Raw genomic sequence first — 22,607 nt, forward strand, 5'->3', positions numbered from 1 at the left:
GTCGGGGCTACGCCGAATCTCTGTGATCCCGACTTAGCCCGAATGACCCGTTACGCGCCGATCATCTCGACTGCCTCGTCCGTCCACCACACGCCGTTGGCGATGTAGCGGAAGTTGGTAATCGCAGCCAGGTAACCGTCGCCTTCAGGCAGCATCGCGGCGGCTGTGGCGTCTCGAATGACGGCAACTTCGAAACCCTGCTCGAGCAGTTCCCGCAGATGGGCTTCGACGCACAGATTCGCCGACATGCCGGCCAATATCACCTGATCAACGCGGTTCTTACGTAGCTGCAGCACCAGATCGTTGTTTTCGGGCCCGTAGACCTTATGAGGCGATGCGACGATCGTTTGACCATCTTCGATATAGGGTTTGTACTGCGGCATGAAATCGGCCCCGGAATCGACAAAACCGTCGAGATCCAATGGGCCCTTGCGGTCGAACATGCCGATCGCGTGCATAAGTTTCTCCAGCGGGCCGCCGAATTGCCAGCCGTGGTCGGTCGGATAGTAGTAATGCGGGGAAATCGCCACCGTCATGCCGGCGGCTTTGGCCGCTTTGAGAAGTTTTTCGATATTTTCGACCGTGCCGTGCTGCTGCACGCTTTTGCCCACTACGCCCCAGGTAACTCCATCCGGACTCAGAAAATCCACCTGTGGATCGGTGACAACCAACGCCGCGCGTTTCTGATCCAGAACCATGCCCGCATTGGGTAGGGCCGGTTCGCTGGGATCGGCATAGGGATCTTCGGCGGCGGCGACAGAGCCGGTCAAAGCCGTTGCTGCCGTCGCTGCGGCCACGCCCGCAACGGCGGTCGTTGTCAGGAAAGAACGACGGTCGAGACCGTGAACGTTGCTACACTTGCTTTCGCACATAAGAAAACTCCCTGGCGCTGCATTTGGGTTACGAATTCGCGGCTAAGTATGCGCAAAGTAGTGTGCTCTTGGGTCTGAATGACGTCGCTTTTCGTCCAATTGACCATTCATTCGATAGGTGGGAAAATTGCGCATATGATTCTGTTGGAAAAACTCCTCGCAGGCTTGGACGCTCGAATTGGAGCGTTTCAAGTTTGCTGCCTCGATGACGGCTGCGCGTTGCCCTTAGCGCCAAGTTTGGCGACAACCGTTCACTATGCGCTGAAGGGTTCCGGCACCCTCCGCCTCCAAAACGGTACCGCAGTCGAAATTCTTGCCGATACCTTTATTGTTGTTCCGCCGTCTTATGGGGTTTGCGTTGAAACGCGTGGCGACAGCAAAACCTATTTGAATCCGGCAACGGCGTGCTCGCCGATCTCCGCCGAGCCGGTCTACCCCAACGAAAGGCATCTCGCCGCCGGGTTGGTTATCGCATGCGGCGGCATTCACGCGACCTACGGGCAAATTCGAGGGCTGTTCGATTATGTGGACGTCCCGTTAATCGAACGACTGGACGAGAATGAACCAATTCGCCAAGCCTTCAAACAATTGTTGGTCGAACTGGCCGCGCCCAAGGTTGGCTCGGTCAAATTGGCCGAGTCGCTCCTCAACCAATGCCTGGTTCATCTGCTTCGGCGCTATTGCGAGAGTGGAGAATGTCGCCTTCCGTGGTTGGCCGCTTTGGAAGACATACGATTGAGCCGGGCCCTTGAGCACATGCTCGATCGTCCGGGCGATCATTATACGCTCAGTGGGCTCGCCGATCTCTCAGGCATGAGCCGGTCGGCGTTTGCCGCCGCGTTCGCCGACGCTTTTGGACGACCCCCCTTCGATCTGTTGAAAGAGATTCGCCTGCGCCGCGCCGCCGAACTACTGGTTCACTCATCCATGCCGGTCAAGGCGATCGCGGGACAGGTGGGGTTTGAAAGTCGAAGCGCTTTTTCAAGAGCATTCAAGGCGTTTTGTGGAGAGGGGCCGGAAGCGTACCGAACGCGCCTGCAACCCGAATGGAGTTACACCCGCGCCAGCGGTGCCTAATCGATCTCCATCACGGCATCGACCTCAACTGCTAAATCGAGCGGCAACACGTTGACGCCGACGGCAAATCGAGCGTGCTTGCCGCGATCGCCGAAGACATCGACCATCAGGTCCGAAACCCCATTGGCGACTTGGGGCTGCTGGGTGAAATCGGAGGCCGAATTGACAAAAATGCCCAGCTTCACCACGCCTTTCACACGGTCGAGGTCGCCATCCAAGGCCGCTTTGGTTTGGGCGATAATGTTGAGCCCGCAAATACGCGCCGCGGCCTGACCTTCTTCGATCGTATAGGCCTCGCCGAGCTTTCCGACATATTGAAACTCTCCGTTCCACACCGTGACCTGGCCGGACACGAACAACAGATTGCCGGCGGCAACGGTCGGAACGTAGTTCGCCACGGGTGCCGCGGCGTCAGGAAGCTCAATGCCGAGTTCGGCCAAACGGGCGTCGATCTGTCCGGTCATAACGGGATCTCCGATTTTGGATGCAAGGCCGGCCAGGATAGCGGCCGGTCTTCCCGACTTCTAGTGTTTGCGGTGAACAACGACATTGGATTACGCTTCTCTGTAGCGCGGTGATATCGATCGTGACGGCAACGAATTGGGTTGCGCAGTCGCCGGCTATGCGAGTCGACCCGCCGGTCGAGCCGAGCCTATCGCGAGCGCCAAATATGCCGGTGAGCTGAAACTACCGTCCCCAGGGCGTGAACCGCGCTTGGTTCAGGTAGCAAAGAAAGAAGGGGTGTCCGGCCACGGGACACCCCAGTTCCATCAGGGAGGAGTAGGTCTACAGGACCGTCAGCTGCATCCGCTCGTGGCACCGCAGGTATCACATTTGAGGCAAGTGCCATTGCGGACCAGCGTGAAATTGCCGCACTCACCGCAAGCGTCGCCCTCATAACCTTTCATCCGTGCCTCACGGATCTGGCCGAGGCGTTCATCGACGCTGTGGATTACTGCGGCATCAACGGAGACAGCTTCCATGGTGGAAGCGCCTCCGCTAACGGCCGGAGCGACTATTGCGCCTGTGGCCGCGGCGTTATGCGGCGCCGCGCCGGCCGTGACTGTAGAGACCGCGCCATCGCCTTGGCGATTGCTATCGGCCCCTCCATTGAAAACGACGAACCGGTTGCGTAGAAATCCGGTACTCGCCACTTGTTTCATTTGTTCGATCGCAACTTCCTCCGGTCGCTCGGGAAGCGACCGTTCAAGCGCTCCGCCACCGACGCTATCGGGCTGCATGTCGTCAGGCTCGACATGGGCGAGGTCATTTCGTCCCAAATAGGAAATCGCCAGCTCGCGGAATATGTAGTCGAGCAAGGACGTCGCCATCTTGATCGTATCGTTGCCTTCGACCATGCCCGACGGCTCGAAACGGGTGAAGGTGAAGGCCTCGACGAATTCTTCCAGTGGGACGCCGTATTGAAGGCCAATCGATATTGCGATGGCGAAATTGTTCATCAGGCTGCGGAACGCGGCGCCTTCTTTGTGCATGTCGATGAAAATTTCGCCGATGTGGCCATCCTGGAACTCGCCGGTACGCAGATAGACTTTGTGCCCGCCTACGATGGCCTTTTGAGTGTAACCTTTGCGGCGTTGCGGCAACCGGCGACGGTCCGCGCGGTGATGTTCGATCACCCGCTCGACGATACGCTCCGCTATCGCCGGTGCCTGCTGCGCGGCCGGCGATTCGATTATTTCGTCGAACAGGTCGATGTCGTCATCGTCAAGGAGTGCCGACGACAACGGCTGGGACAACTTGGATCCGTCGCGGTAGAGGGCATTGGCTTTCAGCCCCAGTTTCCACGATAACAAGTACGCTTCCTTGCATTCTTCGACAGTGGCGCTGTGGGGCATGTTGATGGTCTTCGAAATCGCGCCTGATATAAACGGCTGCGCGGCCGCCATCATCTGGATGTGGCTTTTGGCGGACAGGAACCGCTTGCCGATACGGCCGCATGGGTTGGCGCAATCGAAGACGGCCAGGTGCTCGTCTTTCAAATGCGGTGCGCCCTCCAACGTCATCGCTCCGCTGCAATAGACGTTGGCAGCGTCGACCGCATCGCGACTAAAGCCGAGTTCGCGCAACATGTCGAAACCGACGTCGTTGAGCTGCTCTTCGGAAAACTCAAGCACCTTCGTGCAGAACTCGTCGCCGAGCGTCCATTTGTTGAAGGCAAACTTGATATCGAACGCGCTTTGCAGTGCGTCTTCGAGCGCCTGCAGCGTGCTTTCGTTGAATCCCTTTTCGCGCAATTTTTCATGGTTTACGCCCGGCGCATCCCTGAGCGTCCCACGACCGACGGCGTAATCGATGATGTCCTTGACCTGGTCTTCATCGTAGTCGAGCGTGCGCAGCGCCCGTGGCACTAGGCGGTTGATGATCTTGAAGTAGCCGCCGCCGGCCAGTTTCTTGAATTTGACCAGGGCGAAATCGGGTTCGATACCGGTTGTATCGCAATCCATGACGAGCCCGATGGTCCCGGTCGGCGCGATCACCGTTGCCTGGGCATTGCGAAATCCAAATCTGGATCCGCGCTCCAACGCCATGTCCCACGCCTTGCCGGCGGCCTTGGCGAGGACGGGGTCGGGGCAATTATCGAGGTCCAGGGAAACCGGTGCGACCGACAGTTCTTCGTAGCCAGCTTCTTCGCCACGCGCCGCCCTGCGGTGGTTTCTGATCACCCGCAGCATGGACTTGCCATTTTTCTTGTAACCCGGGAAGGGGCCCAATTCCTCGGCCATCTCTGCACTTGTGGCATATGACATGCCGGTCATCAGGGCGCTGATCGCACCACACATGGCGCGACCGCCGTCGCTGTCATAGGGAATGCCGCTGGCCATCAGCAGGCCTCCGATATTGGCGTACCCGAGGCCCAGAGTGCGGAAATCGTAGGAGAGGCGGGCAATCTCGCGCGATGGGAATTGCGCCATCATGACCGCGATTTCCAAGGTCAGCGTCCATAGCCGTACGGCGTGGGCGAATGAAGCGACGTTGAATGTGGCGTCTTCGGCGCGGAACTTGAGCAAGTTCAACGAGGCAAGATTGCACGCCGTATCGTCGAGGAACATGTACTCCGAGCACGGATTCGAAGCATTTATCCGACCACTGTTGGGGCAGGTGTGCCATTCGTTAATCGTCGTGTCATACTGCAATCCGGGATCGGCGCAGGCCCAGGCGGCGGTTGCAATTTGATCCCACAACCCGCTGGCCCTAACGGTCTTTGCAGCTTTGCCATCGGTGCGGCGAATCAGCTCCCATTCGCCATCGGCCAGCACTGCTTCGAGGAAGCTATTGGTCAACCGCACGGAGTTGTTCGAATTTTGGCCCGAAACCGTGAGATAGGCATCGCTGTCCCAATCGGTGGTGTAGGTCTGGAACTCTATGTCGGCAAACCCTTGGCCGGCGAACTGGATGACCCGATTGATATAGCTCTCGGGAATCATCGCCCGGCGCGCATCGCGTACCGCTTTCTTGAGGGATGTGTTCTGCTTTGGGTCGAGGCGTTTGTCGGCGTCGGCGGACGCTTGTTCGTCGTGGCACGCCACCATCACGGCTTTGAGATGGGTGTTGGCGAGGCGGGATCCGGCAACAAGCGCCGCCACCTTCTGCTCCTCGACGACTTTCCAATTGATGTATTGCTCGATATCGGGATGGTCGATATCGACGGTCACCATTTTGGCGGCGCGGCGTGTGGTGCCGCCGGATTTGATGGCGCCGGCCGCACGATCGCCGATCTTGAGAAAACTCATCAGGCCCGAAGACTTGCCGCCACCGGATAAGTGTTCGCCCTCACCACGCAGCTTGGAGAAGTTGCTGCCGGTACCCGATCCATACTTGAACAGACGCGCCTCGCGGACCCATAGGTCCATGATTCCGCCCTCATTGACCAAATCGTCGGCGACGCTTTGGATGAAACAGGCATGCGGTTGTGGGTGTTCGTAGGCAGATTCCGATGTCTTCAGTTCGCCGGTCTCATAGTCGACATAGCTATGCCCCTGGGACGGGCCGTCGATGCCATAGGCCCAGTGGAGGCCGGTATTGAACCACTGCGGTGAGTTCGGCGCGCCCATCTGGGTGCACAACATGAAGCGCATTTCGTCGTAGTAGGCGCGCGCATCCTCTTCGGCGTCGAAATAGCCGCCCTTCCAGCCCCAATATGCCCAGGTGCCGGCGAGACGATCGAAGACCTGCTTGGCGCTCGATTCGCCGCCATAGCGTTGATCCTTATGCACCTTCTTGAGTGAAGGGTCGTCGGCGGTTTTGCGCCATAGCCACGACGGAACCGTGTTTTCCTCGACCGCGGCAAGCCGCGCCGGCACACCGGCCTTACGGAAATACTTCTGAGCCAGGACATCACAAGCTACTTGCGACCAGTCGGCCGGCACCTCGATATCATTGCGCTGGAAGACCACCGAGCCGTCCGGATTGCGGATTTCGCTCGTCGCCTTGCGAAATTTGATTTTGTCGTAAGGTGATTTGCCGTTTTCGGTGAAAAAACGCTGGATCTTCATTCCCGCCGGTTCCCCCTCATTCGTGCAGCGTCAACGCTACATATTGTGGCTTTGTAGTACTCCGATCACAATTTGTAGCGCAAGGGGGTCGCGAGTGCAATCAATTTTTTAATGGTACATCTAAAATAAACATCGTAAACTATTGAAAAGAATTCAAAATACGTAACGAGCTCGTGAATAGAGCGCGCTTCATGCCTCGCCGACAAATTCGAAGCCGCAGCACGGTACCCTCAATAAACATCCGGGAGCAGATCCCAGCTTCCGCGTGCGGGCCGATCAGAATACTCCAAATGATCCCAAGCGCAACAATATTTTGTGGTCTTGGTGAAATGCCTTACAAAATATGGGATACACCGATCAACGGCGGATCCAGGTCATGAGGAATATCGCGCCCAGAATCAGCGCTGCGCCGACCCCTTGTACCGGCGTCAGCCAATCACCCAGGATGGCCAAGGCAAAGGCAATGGTTGTCACCGGTTCTAGGTTCATCAACATGGCGACGTCGACGGCGCGAATACGCCGCAGCCCGGCGAAGAAACACAGGTTGCCGAAAACGAAAAAGACCGGGACCGCAACCAACGCCCATTGACCGGCGCCCGATGTGGGAAAGGCCAGCGGTGCCGCAATGATCGCGACCAACCCCATCAACATCGAGCCGGCGAGCATCATGTAAAACGTCATGACGACGACGTTAGTGCCCTGCATGTATCGACCACCAAATAGTGTGACTGAACCGATGATTATGGCCGGCACGGTAGCCAGCAAAAGTCCGCGGATGTCGTGGCTTGCCAAATCGACGTTAAGGGCCAGGGCGACGCCCGCGAAGGCGAGGCCGAGCGCAATGAACTTGCCCGCGGTGAATGGATCGCGTTCCGTGAAGCGAGCGGCAATCCCAACAAAAATCGGGTAGGTGTAGAAAATAAGCACGGCGATGCTGACCGGGATCAGGCTGAAGGCGGCGAAATAGGCCAGCGCCGAGGTCGTTACGGCGGTGCCAATCACCAGCGCAGCCAAGAGGTTGCGTGGTGCAACGCGGAAGCGGTTGCGGCCCAGAACGACCAGAATGCCGAGAACCAGCATACCGACCCAAACCCGAACGGAAATTACGGTGATCGGATTGCTCCCGGCATCGTAAGTCAGCCGCGCCATGACCACCGCCATGCTGAAGCAAGCGGCTCCCGCTACGATTAGCAGAGAGCCGACCAGGCGAGACTGGCCAAGTGGATTGATCAGGGCAATCGCCGGCTGCTGTCGGCGCAAGTTCTCATAGGCCATGGCGTGCAAAGTCCGTGGAATCCACTGGGCCCCATACCACTCGGGGATCGACATTACCAAGTTAATTTGGGGCGTTCGGCAGGCTGGACGACACAAGACACAAGTGCGATAGTCCGTCGCCGCTCACGCTTTGGACCTCGGGTGCGATGGCCACGTTGGGAACGCGAATATTTACTTGGCTCAAAGGCGACTTTGTTGGCGAGGACGATTTCGGCAACAAGTACTACCGTGAACGCGGCAAAAAACATGATCGCTGGGAACGCCGTTGGGTCATCTACAATGGGCCCGACGAGGCCAGCAAGGTGCCACCCGTGTGGCATCAATGGCTGCACAAGACAATCGATACACCGCCGTCCGAGCTCGAGCTCCGCAAGAAGTCCTGGGAAAAAGAGCATATTCCCAATCGGACGGGGACGGTCGACGCATATCGGCCATCCGGACACGAATACAAAGGTGCGACGCGTGCCCGCGCATCGGCGGACTACGAGCCGTGGCGTCCGTCATGATCGTCCCTCTGCGGCACAAGCGATCGGCCGTCAAGCGGCGATGAACCAAAGCTGGAGAGAGGTCTTTTCCGGGGTTATGACTCTGGTCGCGCTCGGCCTGGTCTTCAGCTACGCCACCTGGGGTCGCGCGCTAACCGAGCTTGGCGGATACAATATCAACGCGGGTTTCCATCGGATCGATGGCCTTGTCGGCGGCAGCAAAGTGCGCCTGGCAGGGATCGACGTTGGCGAGGTCGTTGCGATGAGCCTGAACACGGATACGGATCAGGCTGAAGTCGTAATGCGCATCCAGGACGGCATAAATATCCCCGCCGATAGCGTCGCGGCGATCGTCAGCGATGGCCTATTCGGCAGCAAATTCATCGAAGTCGATCCAGGCGGCGATACCCGCATGATGACAAACGGGGACGGTTTCGGGTTCGTTCAGGATTCGATCGACCTGATCGGCATTTTCCAGAAATTGGTCGAAAGCGCTCAGCAGCGACTCGGCATTGACCCGTCTCAAACGCTGCAATAGCCGCAAGACCGGAAGTAGGAGGAAGACCGTGAGAAGAAGCTTTATCGAGACCATCATCGGCGGGCTGGTCATCGCGGTTGCTGGCATCTTTCTGTTTTATGCCTATCAGAACAGTTCCTTCGCCAATAAAGGCGGCTATGAGGTAAAAGCGCAATTCCTGTCGATCGGCGGTCTCACCGTTGGCAGCGATATCCGCGTCGGCGGGGTCAAGGTCGGATCGGTCAGTAGACTGATGCTGGATCAGGAGGACTATTTGGCCATTGTGACATTGTCGATCGATGACAAAGTGAAACTACCGGATGACACCGAGGTAACGATCGTAAGCGATGGATTGTTGGGTGGGCGCTACGTCAGCCTTGCTCCGGGCGCTAGTAAGACATTCGTCGCCGCTGGCGGTGATCTGAAAAACACCAAGGACGTTCGAACGGTGGAGCAGATTCTGGGCGAAGCGATTTATGTCATTGCCAATCAAGCCAGCGCAACGGATGAACAGAAGAAATAGGTCGGGGGACGCCTACGGCTGCCCGAAATCCGGGCAAAGTTGGGATCCCGAGCGATACGCCAGACATGCACGGTTTGTCTCCGACCTCGGCACGCCGCTGATCGAGTTACTCGGCCCTCAATCTCACGAACGGATACTCGACCTTGGCTGCGGCGACGGCGTATTGAGCGTAATCCTGAGCGAACGTGCCGGTGAGGTGGTCTGCATCGACAGCAGTCCCGAGCAAGTTGCCGCAGCGCAGCAGCGCGGTCTGGCGGCGTCGGTCGCCGATGCCCATCACCTCGCATTCCAGAGCGAATTCGATGCCGTATGGTCAAACGCGGCGTTGCACTGGATGACCCGGCCGGCGGAGGTTCTCGATGGTGTGTGGCGGGCGTTAAAACCGGGTGGCCGATTCGTTGCGGAAATGGGTGGCGCGGGCAATGTCGAACAGATCAAGGCCGCCCTTGTCGCTGCCCTCGAACGTCGCGGCATCGACGGCAACGCCCATGTTCCGTGGTATTTCCCTACAGTCGGGGAATACCGGACCCTGCTTGAGCAGCACGGTTTTGAGGTCCGTCAGATTGACCTTATCCCGCGCCCGACGCCGCTGCCCGGCGATATCGCGGGCTGGTTCGAGACTTTTGCCGAGCCGTTTCTCGCCTCTCTCGATCCCGATCACCATGTCGCCTACATCGCCGAAGTCCGCAGCGAGCTGCGTTCCGCTCTGTGCGACGCGGCCGGCAATTGGACCGCCGATTATGTGCGCTTGCGATTTGCCGCCATCAAGCCCCACTAGCGAAAGCCGTTGGGTCTTGAGGCCCTTGGATTGGCGCGCTATTGAACCCATATCCTATTTCGATTTCGCGCGCCAACGACGGCTGAGAAGATGATTACCAAAACCAAGGACGCAGAATTGCCAATCTGGCTGACCAAGGACGGCGAGCCGGTATCGTGCCTCGAAAAGATCAAAGTTCTAAATGAGAATCTCGAGGAGATATTCCAGTCCTGCCAGGATGCGTTTGAAGATGCGATTCTCATGGGGTGTGACGAGGACCAATTTCGCGAGGTTCTTCGCGGCATGGTCGAGGCTCTCGAAAATCCCTATGCCAGCGGCAATCGCGATGCATGAAAACGGCCGATTGTTTTTCTGGGCGCTCGGATTTGTCGCCGCCGCGACCCTAGTGTGGCCGCGTATAGCCGTAGCGGATCGCTACGACGTCACCATTCTTCAGGGGCTGGACAAGATAACGGCGCGGGTTTCGACGATCGAAGCACCGGTCAACGAGACGACCGAATTCGGTTCGCTCCACATTACGCCACGCGCCTGTGACAAGCGCCCGCCGGAGGAGCCTCCGGAAAGCGCGGCATTCGTTGAAATCAGCGATACCAAACCCGGCCAGGAACGGGTCGACCTCTTCAGCGGCTGGATGTTCGCCTCCAGTCCCGGGCTTTCCGCGCTCGAGCACCCGGTCTATGTCGTCTGGGTGCTTGACTGCAAGAATGCTGAAAATTCGGCGTCCGATAGCTCGGAATGAAAGGTTGCATCGCGACCCAGAGCGGAATGCAGGATCGCTTGATATTTTGTTCGCGCCACCTCGACCGCTCCAAACTGCCTCAAATGGTCGGTAATGAACTGACTGTCGAGTAGTTCATACTCTCCCTTGCGCAGTCGCGCGACGAGGTGAATCAGGGCGACCTTTGACGCGTCCGTGGCACGCGAAAACATGCTTTCGCCGAAGAATGCGGCGCGGATTGAGACCCCATAGAGCCCGCCGACCAATTTCGATCCCTGCCAACACTCGACGCTGTGCGCATGGCCCAGCTCGAACAGCCGTTTGTAAAGGTGAAGGATCTCGTCGTTGATCCAGGTGTCGGGCCGTTTCATGGTCGGCTCCGCACACATCTCGATGACTTGATCGAAGGCGGTATCGCAAGTCACCGCAAAGCCGCCGCGGCGTAAGGTGCGTCGAAGCTTGTGGGGAATATGAACGCCGTCGAGCGGCAAAATTCCGCGGCGTTCGGGGTCGATCCAATAGAGAAATGACGCATGACGGCTTTCCGCCATCGGAAATACGCCGACGCTGTAGGCCTGCAACAGCAATTCCGGTGTAAGTCCGGTCATATCATTTTATCTCTTCAGCCCGACCAGTTTCTCCAACCAGTGAACATCATAATCCCCGTTTAGAAAATCTTGCTCTGAAATGATTTGTCGCAGCAACGGCAGCGTCGTCTCAATGCCGCCAATAACATACTCGTCGAGCGCGCGCCGCATTCGCATCAGGCATTCATTGCGCGTTCTGCCGTGGACGATCAGCTTGGCGACCATACTGTCATAATAGGGTGGTACGGTGTAGCCGGAATAGAGGGCCGAATCGATGCGCACGCCGAGACCGCCGGGCGGATGGTATTCGTTGATGCGGCCCGGCGATGGAGCGAAGGTTTCAGGATTCTCGGCGTTGATACGGCACTCTATCGAATGCCCGTCGAAGACGATTTCCTGTTGGGTAAGGTTGAGATCAAGCCCGGCCGCGATCCGGATCTGTTCACGGACGATATCGATACCGGTAATCATCTCCGTTATGCCGTGCTCGACCTGGAGACGTGTGTTCATCTCAATGAAATAGAATTCATTGTTTTGGTAGACGAATTCAAGCGTGCCGGCGTTGCGATAGCCAAGGTTTTCGATGGCGGCGCACGCAATTCGTCCGACTTCCGCGCGCACAGAGGCGTTCAGCGCCGGTGACGGCGTCTCTTCGATCACCTTTTGGTGGCGGCGCTGTACGGAGCAATCGCGTTCGCCGAGGTGGACCACCCTGCCGCTTTGATCGGCCAGGATCTGCACTTCGATATGGCGCGGCCGGTCGAGATATTTTTCGACATAGACGGTGTCGTCGCCAAAAGCCGCGCGGGCCTCGCTGCGGGCCAAATCAAATGCGCTCTCGATTTCGTCTTCCGTCCACGCGACCTTCATACCGCGGCCGCCGCCGCCCGCGGCGGCCTTGATAAGGATTGGACAGCCCATTTCGCCAGCCAGTGCGGCGACGTCCTCGGCTGAGGCGACCGCGCCGTCCGAGCCTGGGACGACCGGTACGCCCGATTCTGCCATCATTTGCTTGGCCGCCACCTTGTCGCCCATCACTCGAATGTGTTCGGCGGTGGGGCCAATGAACCTAAACCCGTGTTCCTCAACGATACCCGCGAAATTGGCGTTTTCCGACAGAAAGCCATATCCCGGATGGATGGCGTCGGCGCCGGTAATCGTCGCGGCGGAAAGAATCGCGGGCACGTTCAAATAGCTGTCGCGCGCGGCTGGTGGCCCGATACACACGCTTTCATCAGCCAAGCGTACGTGCATGGCATCGGAATCGGCTGTCGAATGAACGACAACCGTCTGGATACCCATCTCCTTGCAGGCCCGATGAATGCGCAGCGCCGTTTCGCCGCGATTGGCGATCAGCACCTTCTCGAACATTCGTACACCGTCATGACAAGATCAGCAGTGGGTCGCCGAATTCGACCGGACTGCCATCTTCGACCAGGATTTTGCTTATCCGGCCTGATCGTGGCGCCCTAATTTCGTTGAACGTTTTCATCGCCTCGATAAGCAGCAACGTCTGACCCTCTCGGACCTCATCCCCGACGTCAATAAAGGCAGCCTCGTCGGGATCCGGTCGGAGGTACACGGTCCCGACCATCGGTGATGTCAGGGCACCGGCCGGTATGCCTTCCGTATCGCCGGCCGCACCACTTTCAGGTAAGGCCACAGAGGCGGAGGCCGCGGCGGTCGGGGTTAGATGCGTCATCGTCGTCGCCGCTATGCCGCCCTTGGCGATTCGAATGTGCCAATCTTCCCGGCCGTACTCGATTTCGTTCAAGCCGGTTTCGTCGAGAAGCGCGGCAAGTTCGCGAACGATCAGCGCAATGTCTTTGGTGTTGGTCATCCGGTGTCTTCCCCCGACCTCAGCTGATCGGCAAGCGCGTCCAATGCCATGACATAGCCATACGGACCAAATCCGCAGATCGTCCCGGTCGCCGCCGGCGATATGTATGAGCGGTGGCGAAAGGTTTCCCGGCTGTAAACATTCGAGAGATGGACTTCGATAATTGGTCGATTGATGGTTTTGAGTGCATCGAGCAGGGCGATCGAAGTGTGGGTATAAGCGCCCGCGTTGATGATTAGTCCGGCGACCTGAATGTCGATGTCCTGAATCCAGCTGATTAGGTCCGATTCGGCATTGCTTTGTCGAAAGTCGACATCAAATCCCAGCGTTTTGCCGTGGTTTTGGCACATCGACTCGATATCCGGCAGCGTCACCGTGCCATAGATCTCCGGCTCGCGAGCCCCGAGCATGTTGAGATTTGGGCCATTGATAATGAGAACAGTGTTTGTGGCTGTCACGGCGTCGCGCCCACGGAATTCCCCTGACCACAGCGTTAGCATGAACAGCGGCGCGAACGCAATGAACGTCGGAATTTCGCCCAGTTTCCATGGACGATTACGAAAATGCTTTTCCTCGGCAGTCGAAAAGGGTTAACACAGTGTTAATAATTGCAGCCTTTAATGTGGCTGATTTGTGAGAAAGATAACGATAATTTAAATCATATGTCGAACGGGGGAACGGGGGTCAGTTCTCGGCGATGCCGACAATAGTTATCATCGACGACCGGGCAACGAACCGGAACATTTTGACGCGCTTGGCGAAGGTGGTCGAGCCAGGCGGGCGCGTGGAGGCGTTCGCGTCGCCGGAAGCCGCGCTCGAGTGGGTCGAGGACAACATTCCGGACCTCGTGGTTACCGATTTCAAAATGGGTGCCATGAACGGCGCCGAATTCGTCCGGGCGTTCCGCAAATTGCCTATGTGCTATGACGTCCCGGCTATCGTCGTCACAATCTACGAGGATCGAAATTTCCGCTATGAGGCGCTGGAGGCGGGGGCCACGGACTTCCTGCTGAGTCCGATCGACCACAATGAGTTTCAAGCGCGAGCGAAGAATCTGCTGACGCTTCGCCGCCAGCAACAAATCATCAAGAACCGTGCCGTGTCGTTGGAACAGCGCTTGATGACCAACGAGCGCGAGCACAAGGTCGCGCTGCGGGAAAGTCAGGAAACGCTGCGGCGCGTCATAAACGCTGTACCGGCGATGATCAGCGCCTGCGATAGCAAGTCGAACTACATATTCATGAACAGCTTCCAAGCGGAGCAGCTGGGCATCACCCCGGCGGAGGCGGTGGACCGTACGGCCATAGACCTGTTCGGCAAGGAATATGGTCTTCGCAACATGGAACTCGACCGCGAAGTTTTCAAAACCGGCGAGACAGTGCCCCGGATCGAGGAAACCTATACCGCCCGTGATGGGTCGTCGCGGGTCCTTCTGACGACCAAATCGCCATTGAAAGATGCCGCCGGACAGGTCACCAACGTGGTGACTGTGTCGCTCGATATTACCGAACGCAAAGCAGCGGAAGAGGAACTCAAGGAAGCCAAGGATGCCGCGGTGGCGGCCAATAGGTCGAAGACGGAATTCCTCGCCAACATGAGCCACGAACTGCGAACCCCGTTGAACGCAATCATCGGCTTTGCGGAAATCATGACGACAGAAACGCTTGGTCCGATCGGCAGTCCGCGATATCGCGAATATGCGCGTGACATCGGCGACAGCGCGACCCACCTGCTGGATATCATCAACGATATTCTCGACGTCTCGAAGATCGAGGCCGGCAAGCTCGACGTTTTTGAGGAAGAAGTCGGAATCGCCGAGGCGATAGACAGCGTCGTTCGCCTTGTCAAACCGCGGTCACAGGAGGCGGGCATCGAAATCGCGATCACGGTCGCCAATGCGCTGCCGACTCTGCGTATCGATGCGCGCCATCTCAAGCAGGTCCTCCTGAACATCCTTTCGAATGCTCTCAAGTTTACCGAAAAGGGCGGCGAAGTCGGCATAGGCGCCAGTCTCGAACGCGGCGGTGAGCTTTGTATCGATGTCTCGGATAGCGGCATCGGAATGACCGATGAGGAAATCAAGATCGCGACCTCGCGCTTCGGTCAAGTCGAGAGTTCGATGGCGCGAAAATTCCATGGCACCGGCCTCGGACTCCCGCTCGCCATCGGTTTGCTGGAACTTCACGACGGCCGGCTGGATATATCCAGTTCGAAGGGGAAGGGGACGACCGTCACCATCGCATTCCCTGCGGCCCGGCTGATGCGTCGGTCGAAGAACACACAATAGATTGTGTGTGGGACTAGCATTACCCACAAGACTTATTGTAGATAGGCAAGTGTGGTAATGTCGAATCGCGGAAGGGGTTAAGCCTTTTGCAAGCCGATGTGTCGATATTGGCTCCGGGTTGCAACGACCTAGTGCAAAGTCGCGTTCATGGGCAAACTGGCCTTTAAAAGCAAGGCGTCACGCTCCGCCAAAAGCGAAGCCGGCCAACGGCGTTCGGACCGCCGATTGATCGTTATCACCTTATTGCTCGCGTTTTCTTCGATTTTTTCCATATCCGTATTGGTCTATTTCGTACTCGTTAGGGACGATTGGAGCTGGCCGATGTGGCCGCCTCTGGTCTTATTGGCGGGCCTGGTCGCCGCGCCATTGGCGGTGGTCTACCGTGTATCCCGACTCGGACTGCGCCGTATTGGCGAACAATTTCAGAAACGCCCCGATTCCGAACACGAACAGATCCTGATTCGCGTCGGCATGGTGGTGGTCATCCTGATCTACCTGATCGCGCTATTGGGCGCCGGCCACATGACGCCCGACGCGGTCCGCTCGCTCGACGCGGTCATGGGGGCAGGCCTTTGCCTCCAGCTGCTGGCCTGGCTCCTGTTTCTCCACCTGCTTTACCGCCCTGAAAAATCGGCGTTACGCCGCGGCATAGGAATCGCCGCCGATAATACCGTGCTTTCGGCAGTGCTTTTTGCCGGTGGCGACGTGATGGCGCCGTGGTATGGGGTCTATTTGTGGGTCACGTTCGGTAACGGTTTCCGATATGGCCGAAGCTATCTACTAGCCTCTGCGATCCTCAGCCTTGTCGGATTCACATTCGTCGTAATCGAGACGCCGTTTTGGTCGGCGAACATGACGGTATCGGTCGGATTGCTCGTCGCTCTTGTCGCACTGCCCGCCTATGTCTCGACATTGATCAAGAAGCTCAGCGATGCGAAGGCGCAGGCGGAAGAAGCCAATCGCGCCAAGAGCCGGTTCCTCGCGACGATGAGCCATGAACTTCGCACGCCGCTCAATGCGGTAATAGGCATGAGCGATGTGTTGCGTGACACCCATCTCGATCGCGAACAAAGCGAAATGGCGGCGACGATCAAGACGTCCGCACGTTCGCTGCTGTCTTTGATCAACGACATTCTCGATTTTTCCAAGATCGAAGCCGGCAAAATGACAACCGAGAATGTCGACTTCGATCTTCACGAAATGATGGCTGGCGTGCGCAACATGCTGGCTCAGCAAACGCAGGGCAAGGATATCAGACTCGGCGTTCACGTCACCGCGAAGACCCCCTATTTGCTGTGCGGGGATGCCCAGCACCTCCACGAAATTCTCGTCAACTTGGTCGCCAACGCGTTGAAGTTCACCGAAACCGGCGCGGTCGACATTGTTGCCAATGCGGTTGAAGAGAGTTTCGAAAAAGTTCGTGTGCGTATCGAGGTGCGGGATACGGGAATTGGAATTGCATCGGACAAGCTCGAGCACATTTTTGACAGCTTCACCCAGGCCGATGAATCCGTAAATCGCAGGTTCGGCGGAACCGGATTAGGATTGGCGATATCCAAGCAACTCATCGAAACGATGGATGGACGTATCGGTGTTGAAAGCGACGAGGGACAGGGCAGCATCTTTTGGTTCACCATTGATGTCACCAAACAACCGCTGAAGGCGGCCGATCATCAATCACTGAAGTTCAATGAAGATCGGGTCGTTATAGTCTCGACCGATCATATCGCCGCACGCCGCATGGCGGAGGCGGTCTATAGGCTTGGTCTTCACGCGGTCGTTTCCGACAATCCTTATGATCCCCTGGCCAGCTCCCGCCAAAATATCGGCGGCCAATCTGGACGTACTATCGTAATAGCCGACGAGGTGGGGTTGGGGCTGGGTCTGTCTCAATTTACCACTATCCTCCGTGACAAGGCGGGCGCGAACCGCGTCGCGACAATTATCGTGGCGCCTCTCGAACGCGATTTCATACGTAATGATTGGATTACCGGTGACGCCATCGCGTTGATCGAAGATGCGCTTGATCCGCAGCAGCTATTCAATGCCCTGCATGCGGCACAGGCCGGCGGTTTGGCCGCCAGCCCGTTTGGCGAACGTGCAAACGCGCTGGCGGCCCAAACGAGCCGTAAGCTCAATGTGATGGTAGCGGAGGACAATCGAACAAACCGCCGCGTTTTGTCGAAAATCCTCGAGCGTGCGGGTCACGACTGTATGGTTGCCGCGAATGGAGAAGAGGCGTTGGACCTGCTCGAGGCGCATACCTTCGATATCGTGTTCATGGACGTAAACATGCCGACAATGAATGGTATCGAAGCGGCAAAGATGTTCAGATTCACAAATCTTGGCGCGCCCCATGTACCGATCGTTGCGCTCAGCGCGGATGCCACCCCGGAAACGCAAGAGGCTTGTGAGGAAGCGGGCATGGACGCATTCCAGACCAAGCCGGTCGAGGCCGCACAACTACTTGCTCTCATCGACAGATTGGTGCCCGAGGAACCCGTGCCCGAACCGGAAACCGATTCGCCGGTTTCGTCCGTGGAAAAGGTCACGACTCACCCCAGGTTCCATGCCGGAAGTGAGCCTGCGATAGAGATCGGCACCATCGAAAACCTTCGACAGCTCGCAGGTGACGACAAGTTTGTTGCCGAAGTCGTTCAGGATTTTATCGAAGACGCCGAATTCGCTCTCGAAGAGATGGAGCGGGCATATGAAAAGCTGGATGTGCGCGGGTTTCGCGATCACGTACACGCGCTGCGTAGCAGTAGCGCCAATATCGGCGCCATGCGTATATTCAATCTATGTATGGAGATTAGCGGTATCAGTCCCCAGGATATGCGCGCCCGAGGGTCGGAGTACGTTGCCCAGTTCAAAGAAGAGTTTCGTCGCGCGCGGCAGGAACTCATCGTCGTCGCCAACGGGGTCGCGAAAAAGGAATTCAAACCGCACTAAAAAGAACCCGCTGGCGACAACACGGCGAGATCGGGGTTGTCGCTCGGCCCAGCGCCCGTCCCCAGAAATCGAACGTGCGCCAAGCCGTACGGCAATGTCGTGTCGTCACCAGCGGGTCGTGTCAGCCTCCTAGAGCGGCGTCGCCGCTCGGGTGGCCATATTGCTTCTGGCTCAACGGTGCAATTTCTGCCAGCGGCGATCCTGTGCGTTAACCAGACGCTCCATCCGCCGCAGATCTTGCTCTTCTAGGTTCATCGCGGCATCGACCCAAATCGTGGCGATGTCCATTAATTCACCCCTCGTGACTGGGTTGACGCGATGGCGAACCTTGTAAATTGCGCGATGCGCATTGAGCATTCGACCGTTTTTGTCGATATGCTCGTAGACCGCCATATCGCCTTCTCCGTCCTCGACGAGGATGTCGATGACACCCAGCTGGTAGAGCTCTTCAGCGCTGTAGACGCGGCCCGAGAAGATCATCCGCTCTGCTTGTACCGGATCGATTTTGCGGGCCAGCAAACTATATGCGCCCATACCCGGGAACAGATTGAACATCACTTCGGGCAGGCCAAACTTTGCACTACGTTCGGCGATCAGCAGATTGCAGGATAGAGCCGCTTCGAACCCGCCGCCGAGCGCGTCGCCCTTGATCAGTGCGACGGTCACCAATGGCAACCCCATACTGGTCGTATTTTGATAGACGCGTTCCGTCGTATGCTGCGCATAGCGCTCGACGGCCTCTCGATCGCCGGCGCGGATCAATTCGACCAAGAGTTTCAGGTCGCCGCCAAGATTCCAAATGCCGGGCGTCTCCGTGGTCCACACCGCGAATCGAACCGGTGGGTCTCGCTCCACATCGGGCGCCTTGAACACTTTCTTGAGTTCGTTTTGAACTTCTGCGATGTCATCCAGAAGTTGAAAGGTGAAGCTCGGCCGGTGCCGTTGTTTGAAATAGCACCACAGGATTCGCTCTTGGCTGTCGAAGCGGGTTTCCAGCTCGGTGTATGTGCGGTTCAGAGGGTGGACGGAACCGTCGTCGTGGACGGGTAGGGCTTCGACAACGGTGGGGTCGTTTACCCGTTCGTTTCGTTCGATCTCTCGCAGTGCGCCGCGAAATTCTTCGTAGGCTGGTTTGCGTATTACGGTCATGGATTGATTCTCCCGATCTCGTCGATACAAGTCGTCGGATGAACCGGATCCGGCCTGCCGACGACGCTCTTTAGGGGAGCTCAAGCTGTCCGCGCGGCGAGCGATTTCTTCGTTCTCGTTGGAATTCAATTCCGTAAAGCGTTCCGACCCTTCAGCCTTCACCGTTCGGACGTCCCCTGGTAGGCATGATTATTGTTAACCAATTAAACCTTCGTTAACACTACTATTGTTAACCAATTAAACCTTCGTTAACACTTTTTTAAGGATTCAACTGAAATAGTTAACGAAGCGTTAACAATTAGTTAACGTTGCCAAGTGGGGCCGGGTTCAGGTGTGGGGTAAAGCATTGAGCGGGCTAGGTTACCCGGCCGAGCTCGCCGGCGCGCCGCTGCAGCTTGTTAAGGATGCCGTCGAGTTGGCTGGTCTCCGACTCGGTCAACACGGTCAACAACTGCGTCTCGATGTATCGTGCGAACGGAACGATTTCCGCATAAATGCGGCGACCTTTCTTCGAAAGGCGAAGTTTCGAACGGCGCCGGTCTCGATCGTCGATGCGACGCTCGATCAGTTGGCGCGACAGCATTCGACCGACGGCCCGGCTGACGCGAACTTTATCCATGGCGGTCCGCCGGCATATCTCGTTGGCAGCCAAATCGCTGGTCATACCCAGGACTGCCATTACCCGCCACTCCGCGACGGTGACACCAAACCGTTCTGCATAAATCTTGGCGATCGCGCCACTGACCGTGTTGGTCAGCACCGACAAGCGGTAGGGCAGGAAATCGTCGAGATGGAGATCCGAGTTTGTCATCGTCATTGATACTTGGAATTAGTTTCAATTGAAACTATATTACGATTCATTCGTATGAGCGGCAACCCTGTGTTTTGGATGAGTGGGAGTGCGATATGAAGCAGTGGATTACGCTACCGCGTGTCGAAGGTACGGCGTCGCGCCAGGCTCATGCGGACCTGCCCGAGGGAACCTACGAAAGGGAACTCGGCAAGGAAGGCTTTTTCGGACCCGCCACGCACATGCACCACACCCATCCGCCGACCGCCTGGGTGGACTGGGAAGGTCCGCTTCGGCCCCGCGCCTTCGACCTTTCGAAGCTTAGCGCGGTGTCGAATTCACCCTGGGACGCCTGCGAAATCCTGCACAACGCCCACGTCCGAATGCGCCTGTGGCGGATCGCCGGCGCGATGAATCATTTGGTTCGAAACGCGGATGGTGACGATTTGATATTCGTACATGAGGGCGCGGGGGATCTGTTTTGCGACTATGGACATCTCGAAATCGGCGAGGGCGATTATGTCATGCTGCCGCGTGGCACGATGTGGCGAGTCGATGCCCGCGAGCCGATGGTGGCGCTGTTGATCGAAGCGACCAATGACAGTTACCGGCTGCCGGACAAGGGCATGGTCGGGCGCCATGCGATTTTCGACCCCGCGATCCTCGATCTGCCCGCAATCGACGACCCATTTCGCGCTCAGCAAGGTGAGCAGGAATGGAAGGTCGTGATCAAACGGCGCAACGCGCTGAGTACCGTCACCTTTCCCTTCAATCCTCTGGACGCCGTCGGTTGGCATGGCGATTTGGTGCCGGTACGAATCAATTGGCGTCATATTCGCCCGCTGATGAGCCATCGCTATCATGTGCCGCCATCCGCACATACGACGTTCCTTGCCGGACGTTTCGTCGTTTGTACGTTTTGCCCGCGCCCGATTGAAAGCGATCCGGGTGCGCTGAAGGTTCCCTTCTTCCATAACAATGACGACTACGACGAGATCATTTTCTACCACCGTGGCGAGTTCTTCAGTCGCGACAACATTCATCCCGGGATGATGACGGTGCATCCCTGCGGATTCGCGCACGGGCCGCATCCAAAGGCGTTCCAGGCCGGCGCCAAGCACGCCAGGAAAGAAACCGACGAGGTGGCAGTCATGATCGATACCCGCGACGAGGTGGTTATCGATCCGGCCGCAACGACCGTCGAATGGAGCGGCTATGTCGATTCGTGGAAGACGGGGAACGAGGGATGAAACTTGGTTCGCGCAAAACCGATAGCCGCGACGGCGAACTTGTCGTGGTCGCCGGTGATCTTTCGCGGTGCGTCCCCGTTCCTCAAGTCGCCCCGACCTTGCAGTCCGCGATCGAGGATTGGAAAGAGGCCGCGCCCGAGCTCGCGGCGCTCTATCGATCACTTAATGACGGCAAAGTATCGAATGCCGAGATTTTCGATCGATCCGCAATGGCCTCGCCGTTGCCACGCGCCTATCAATGGGCCGACGGCAGCGCCTATGTGAACCATGTCGAATTGGTGCGAAAGGCTCGAGGCGCCGAAATGCCGGCCGATTTTTGGATCAACCCACTCATGTACCAGGGCGGCTCGGACGGGTTTCTCGGGCCGACCGATGATATCGTTGCGGGCAGCGAGGAACACGGCATCGATTTCGAATCCGAAGTCGCGGTGGTTACCGACGATGTGCCGATGGCGGTCGATGCCGATGCAGCAGCAGATCATATCAAGCTGATCATGTTAGCCAACGATGTCAGCCTTAGAAATTTGATCCCCGGCGAATTGGCCAAGGGTTTCGGCTTCTTTCAAGGCAAGCCGGCAAGCGCGTTTTCACCGGTGGCGGTGACACCGAACGAATTGGGGTCCGCTTGGGATGGACGCAAGGTCAACCTGCCGCTGGTTACCCACTTCAACGGCCGACTCTTTGGGCAGCCGAATGCCGGCCTCGATATGACCTTTGACTTCCCGACCTTGGTGGCGCACGCCGCGGCGACTCGCCGACTTTCGGCGGGTACGATTGTCGGTTCCGGGACCGTTTCGAACGTCGACCGCAGCGCCGGTTCGTCATGCCTCGCCGAGCGCCGCATGCAGGAGCAAATCGAAAGTGGGGCACCCAAGACACCGTTCATGTCGTTTGGCGATACTGTGCGAATCGAAATGTTCGATCAGTCGGGTCAATCGATATTTGGTGCAATCGATCAACGGGTGGCAAAGCTGAACCCTGCGGCGTAAATTG

The 22,607-nt window shown here is 57.6% G+C and carries 21 protein-coding genes; 11 read left to right on the forward strand and 10 right to left on the reverse strand.

All coding sequences use genetic code 11. The features are described 5' to 3' along the window. Positions 1 to 50: 50 nt before the first annotated feature. Complete coding sequence (locus GY791_03020) at positions 51 to 872, reverse strand: cysteine hydrolase (protein ID MCP4327395.1); 822 nt, start codon at positions 870 to 872, stop codon at positions 51 to 53. A gap of 135 nt (positions 873 to 1,007) precedes the next feature. On the opposite strand from GY791_03020, the gene GY791_03025 reads away from it, so the two are divergent. Beyond that, complete coding sequence (locus tag GY791_03025) at positions 1,008 to 1,949, forward strand: helix-turn-helix transcriptional regulator (protein ID MCP4327396.1); 942 nt, start codon at positions 1,008 to 1,010, stop codon at positions 1,947 to 1,949. On the opposite strand, the gene GY791_03030 is transcribed toward GY791_03025, so the two are convergent. From GY791_03030 to GY791_03040, 3 genes are all read right to left on the reverse strand, one after another. Beyond that, entirely contained in the window at positions 1,946 to 2,413 is a 468-nt protein-coding gene (locus GY791_03030) for a RidA family protein (GenBank protein ID MCP4327397.1), read from the reverse strand. The two genes, GY791_03025 and GY791_03030, sit on opposite strands and share 4 nt — an antisense overlap. A 333-nt stretch (positions 2,414 to 2,746) precedes the next feature. After that, entirely contained in the window at positions 2,747 to 6,463 is a 3,717-nt protein-coding gene (locus tag GY791_03035) for a vitamin B12-dependent ribonucleotide reductase (GenBank protein MCP4327398.1), read from the reverse strand. A gap of 357 nt (positions 6,464 to 6,820) precedes the next feature. Next, positions 6,821 to 7,738: a DMT family transporter gene (locus tag GY791_03040; protein MCP4327399.1), complete on the reverse strand. Its 918-nt coding sequence runs from the start codon at positions 7,736 to 7,738 to the stop codon at positions 6,821 to 6,823. 146 nt (positions 7,739 to 7,884) lie between these two features. Between GY791_03040 and GY791_03045 the strand changes: the two genes are divergently transcribed. The 6 genes from GY791_03045 to GY791_03070 all read left to right on the forward strand — a co-directional run bounded on the left by GY791_03045 (position 7,885) and on the right by GY791_03070 (position 10,780). After that, positions 7,885 to 8,244 (forward strand): NADH:ubiquinone oxidoreductase subunit NDUFA12, encoded by a 360-nt coding sequence (locus tag GY791_03045; protein ID MCP4327400.1) that lies wholly within the window; start codon positions 7,885 to 7,887, stop codon positions 8,242 to 8,244. Between the two features lie 40 nt (positions 8,245 to 8,284). After that, on the forward strand, positions 8,285 to 8,761 hold the full coding sequence (locus GY791_03050; GenBank protein MCP4327401.1) for an MCE family protein: 477 nt from the start codon (positions 8,285 to 8,287) through the stop codon (positions 8,759 to 8,761). Between the two features lie 28 nt (positions 8,762 to 8,789). After that, entirely contained in the window at positions 8,790 to 9,263 is a 474-nt protein-coding gene (gene mlaD / locus GY791_03055; protein MCP4327402.1) for an outer membrane lipid asymmetry maintenance protein MlaD, read from the forward strand. Beyond that, positions 9,247 to 10,041, forward strand: coding sequence for a methyltransferase domain-containing protein (locus GY791_03060; protein ID MCP4327403.1), 795 nt, complete (start codon positions 9,247 to 9,249; stop codon positions 10,039 to 10,041). The genes mlaD and GY791_03060 overlap by 17 nt, the downstream gene beginning before the upstream one ends. Before the next feature lie 90 nt (positions 10,042 to 10,131). Further along, a complete protein-coding gene (locus GY791_03065; protein MCP4327404.1) occupies positions 10,132 to 10,374 on the forward strand; it encodes a hypothetical protein in 243 nt (80 codons plus the stop codon). Next, a complete protein-coding gene (locus GY791_03070; protein ID MCP4327405.1) occupies positions 10,367 to 10,780 on the forward strand; it encodes a DUF2155 domain-containing protein in 414 nt (137 codons plus the stop codon). Before GY791_03065 ends, GY791_03070 begins: the two co-directional genes overlap by 8 nt. Here GY791_03070 and GY791_03075 read toward each other — a convergent pair. From GY791_03075 to aroQ, 4 genes are read right to left on the reverse strand one after another with little or no spacing between them, the layout of a single operon-like run. After that, positions 10,717 to 11,367: a leucyl/phenylalanyl-tRNA--protein transferase gene (locus GY791_03075; GenBank protein ID MCP4327406.1), complete on the reverse strand. Its 651-nt coding sequence runs from the start codon at positions 11,365 to 11,367 to the stop codon at positions 10,717 to 10,719. The two genes, GY791_03070 and GY791_03075, sit on opposite strands and share 64 nt — an antisense overlap. 6 nt (positions 11,368 to 11,373) lie before the next feature. After that, positions 11,374 to 12,717, reverse strand: a complete 1,344-nt coding sequence (gene accC, locus GY791_03080; protein MCP4327407.1) for an acetyl-CoA carboxylase biotin carboxylase subunit — start codon at positions 12,715 to 12,717, stop codon at positions 11,374 to 11,376. Between the two features lie 10 nt (positions 12,718 to 12,727). Further along, positions 12,728 to 13,186 carry an acetyl-CoA carboxylase biotin carboxyl carrier protein gene (locus tag GY791_03085; GenBank protein ID MCP4327408.1) on the reverse strand — a complete coding sequence of 153 codons (459 nt, stop codon included), beginning with the start codon at positions 13,184 to 13,186 and terminating at the stop codon, positions 12,728 to 12,730. Then, complete coding sequence (aroQ, locus tag GY791_03090) at positions 13,183 to 13,686, reverse strand: type II 3-dehydroquinate dehydratase (protein MCP4327409.1); 504 nt, start codon at positions 13,684 to 13,686, stop codon at positions 13,183 to 13,185. The genes GY791_03085 and aroQ overlap by 4 nt, the downstream gene beginning before the upstream one ends. A 197-nt stretch (positions 13,687 to 13,883) precedes the next feature. Here aroQ and GY791_03095 point away from each other — a divergent pair, with 197 nt between their 5' ends. After that, entirely contained in the window at positions 13,884 to 15,473 is a 1,590-nt protein-coding gene (locus GY791_03095; protein MCP4327410.1) for a response regulator, read from the forward strand. 852 nt (positions 15,474 to 16,325) lie between these two features. Next, positions 16,326 to 18,425, forward strand: a complete 2,100-nt coding sequence (locus GY791_03100) for a response regulator (GenBank protein MCP4327411.1) — start codon at positions 16,326 to 16,328, stop codon at positions 18,423 to 18,425. A 171-nt stretch (positions 18,426 to 18,596) separates the two neighbouring features. Here the strand turns inward: GY791_03100 and GY791_03105 are convergent, their stop codons facing one another. Both GY791_03105 and GY791_03110 read right to left on the reverse strand, forming a co-directional pair. After that, entirely contained in the window at positions 18,597 to 19,736 is a 1,140-nt protein-coding gene (locus tag GY791_03105) for a crotonase/enoyl-CoA hydratase family protein (GenBank protein ID MCP4327412.1), read from the reverse strand. Between the two features lie 193 nt (positions 19,737 to 19,929). Then, a complete protein-coding gene (locus GY791_03110; protein ID MCP4327413.1) occupies positions 19,930 to 20,391 on the reverse strand; it encodes a winged helix-turn-helix transcriptional regulator in 462 nt (153 codons plus the stop codon). An 89-nt stretch (positions 20,392 to 20,480) separates the two neighbouring features. Here GY791_03110 and GY791_03115 point away from each other — a divergent pair, with 89 nt between their 5' ends. Continuing rightward, positions 20,481 to 21,614: a homogentisate 1,2-dioxygenase gene (locus tag GY791_03115; GenBank protein ID MCP4327414.1), complete on the forward strand. Its 1,134-nt coding sequence runs from the start codon at positions 20,481 to 20,483 to the stop codon at positions 21,612 to 21,614. Then, the gene (locus tag GY791_03120; protein ID MCP4327415.1) at positions 21,611 to 22,603 is read left to right on the forward strand and encodes a fumarylacetoacetate hydrolase family protein; all 993 of its coding nucleotides are present in this window, start codon (positions 21,611 to 21,613) and stop codon (positions 22,601 to 22,603) included. The genes GY791_03115 and GY791_03120 overlap by 4 nt, the downstream gene beginning before the upstream one ends. Positions 22,604 to 22,607 lie beyond the last annotated feature (4 nt).

The organism is Alphaproteobacteria bacterium (assembly GCA_024244705.1).
Taxonomy (GTDB): domain Bacteria; phylum Pseudomonadota; class Alphaproteobacteria; order JAAEOK01; family JAAEOK01; genus JAAEOK01.

Excerpts from the sequence above, each read along its gene's own strand:
- GY791_03120 (MCP4327415.1), top strand. The coding sequence starts at position 21,611 with ATGAAACTTGGTTCGCGCAAAACCGATAGCCGCGACGGCGAACTTGTC.
- GY791_03075 (MCP4327406.1), bottom strand. The coding sequence starts at position 11,367 with ATGACCGGACTTACACCGGAATTGCTGTTGCAGGCCTACAGCGTCGGC.
- GY791_03095 (MCP4327410.1), top strand. The coding sequence starts at position 13,884 with ATGCCGACAATAGTTATCATCGACGACCGGGCAACGAACCGGAACATT.
- GY791_03045 (MCP4327400.1), top strand. The coding sequence starts at position 7,885 with ATGGCCACGTTGGGAACGCGAATATTTACTTGGCTCAAAGGCGACTTT.
- GY791_03050 (MCP4327401.1), top strand. The coding sequence starts at position 8,285 with ATGAACCAAAGCTGGAGAGAGGTCTTTTCCGGGGTTATGACTCTGGTC.
- GY791_03025 (MCP4327396.1), top strand. The coding sequence starts at position 1,008 with ATGATTCTGTTGGAAAAACTCCTCGCAGGCTTGGACGCTCGAATTGGA.
- GY791_03020 (MCP4327395.1), bottom strand. The coding sequence starts at position 872 with ATGTGCGAAAGCAAGTGTAGCAACGTTCACGGTCTCGACCGTCGTTCT.
- GY791_03070 (MCP4327405.1), top strand. The coding sequence starts at position 10,367 with ATGCATGAAAACGGCCGATTGTTTTTCTGGGCGCTCGGATTTGTCGCC.
- aroQ (MCP4327409.1), bottom strand. The coding sequence starts at position 13,686 with ATGCTAACGCTGTGGTCAGGGGAATTCCGTGGGCGCGACGCCGTGACA.
- GY791_03060 (MCP4327403.1), top strand. The coding sequence starts at position 9,247 with ATGAACAGAAGAAATAGGTCGGGGGACGCCTACGGCTGCCCGAAATCC.
- GY791_03100 (MCP4327411.1), top strand. The coding sequence starts at position 16,326 with ATGACGGTATCGGTCGGATTGCTCGTCGCTCTTGTCGCACTGCCCGCC.
- GY791_03085 (MCP4327408.1), bottom strand. The coding sequence starts at position 13,186 with ATGACCAACACCAAAGACATTGCGCTGATCGTTCGCGAACTTGCCGCG.
- GY791_03035 (MCP4327398.1), bottom strand. The coding sequence starts at position 6,463 with ATGAAGATCCAGCGTTTTTTCACCGAAAACGGCAAATCACCTTACGAC.
- GY791_03040 (MCP4327399.1), bottom strand. The coding sequence starts at position 7,738 with ATGGCCTATGAGAACTTGCGCCGACAGCAGCCGGCGATTGCCCTGATC.
- GY791_03110 (MCP4327413.1), bottom strand. The coding sequence starts at position 20,391 with ATGACGATGACAAACTCGGATCTCCATCTCGACGATTTCCTGCCCTAC.
- GY791_03115 (MCP4327414.1), top strand. The coding sequence starts at position 20,481 with ATGAAGCAGTGGATTACGCTACCGCGTGTCGAAGGTACGGCGTCGCGC.
- accC (MCP4327407.1), bottom strand. The coding sequence starts at position 12,717 with ATGTTCGAGAAGGTGCTGATCGCCAATCGCGGCGAAACGGCGCTGCGC.
- GY791_03065 (MCP4327404.1), top strand. The coding sequence starts at position 10,132 with ATGATTACCAAAACCAAGGACGCAGAATTGCCAATCTGGCTGACCAAG.
- GY791_03030 (MCP4327397.1), bottom strand. The coding sequence starts at position 2,413 with ATGACCGGACAGATCGACGCCCGTTTGGCCGAACTCGGCATTGAGCTT.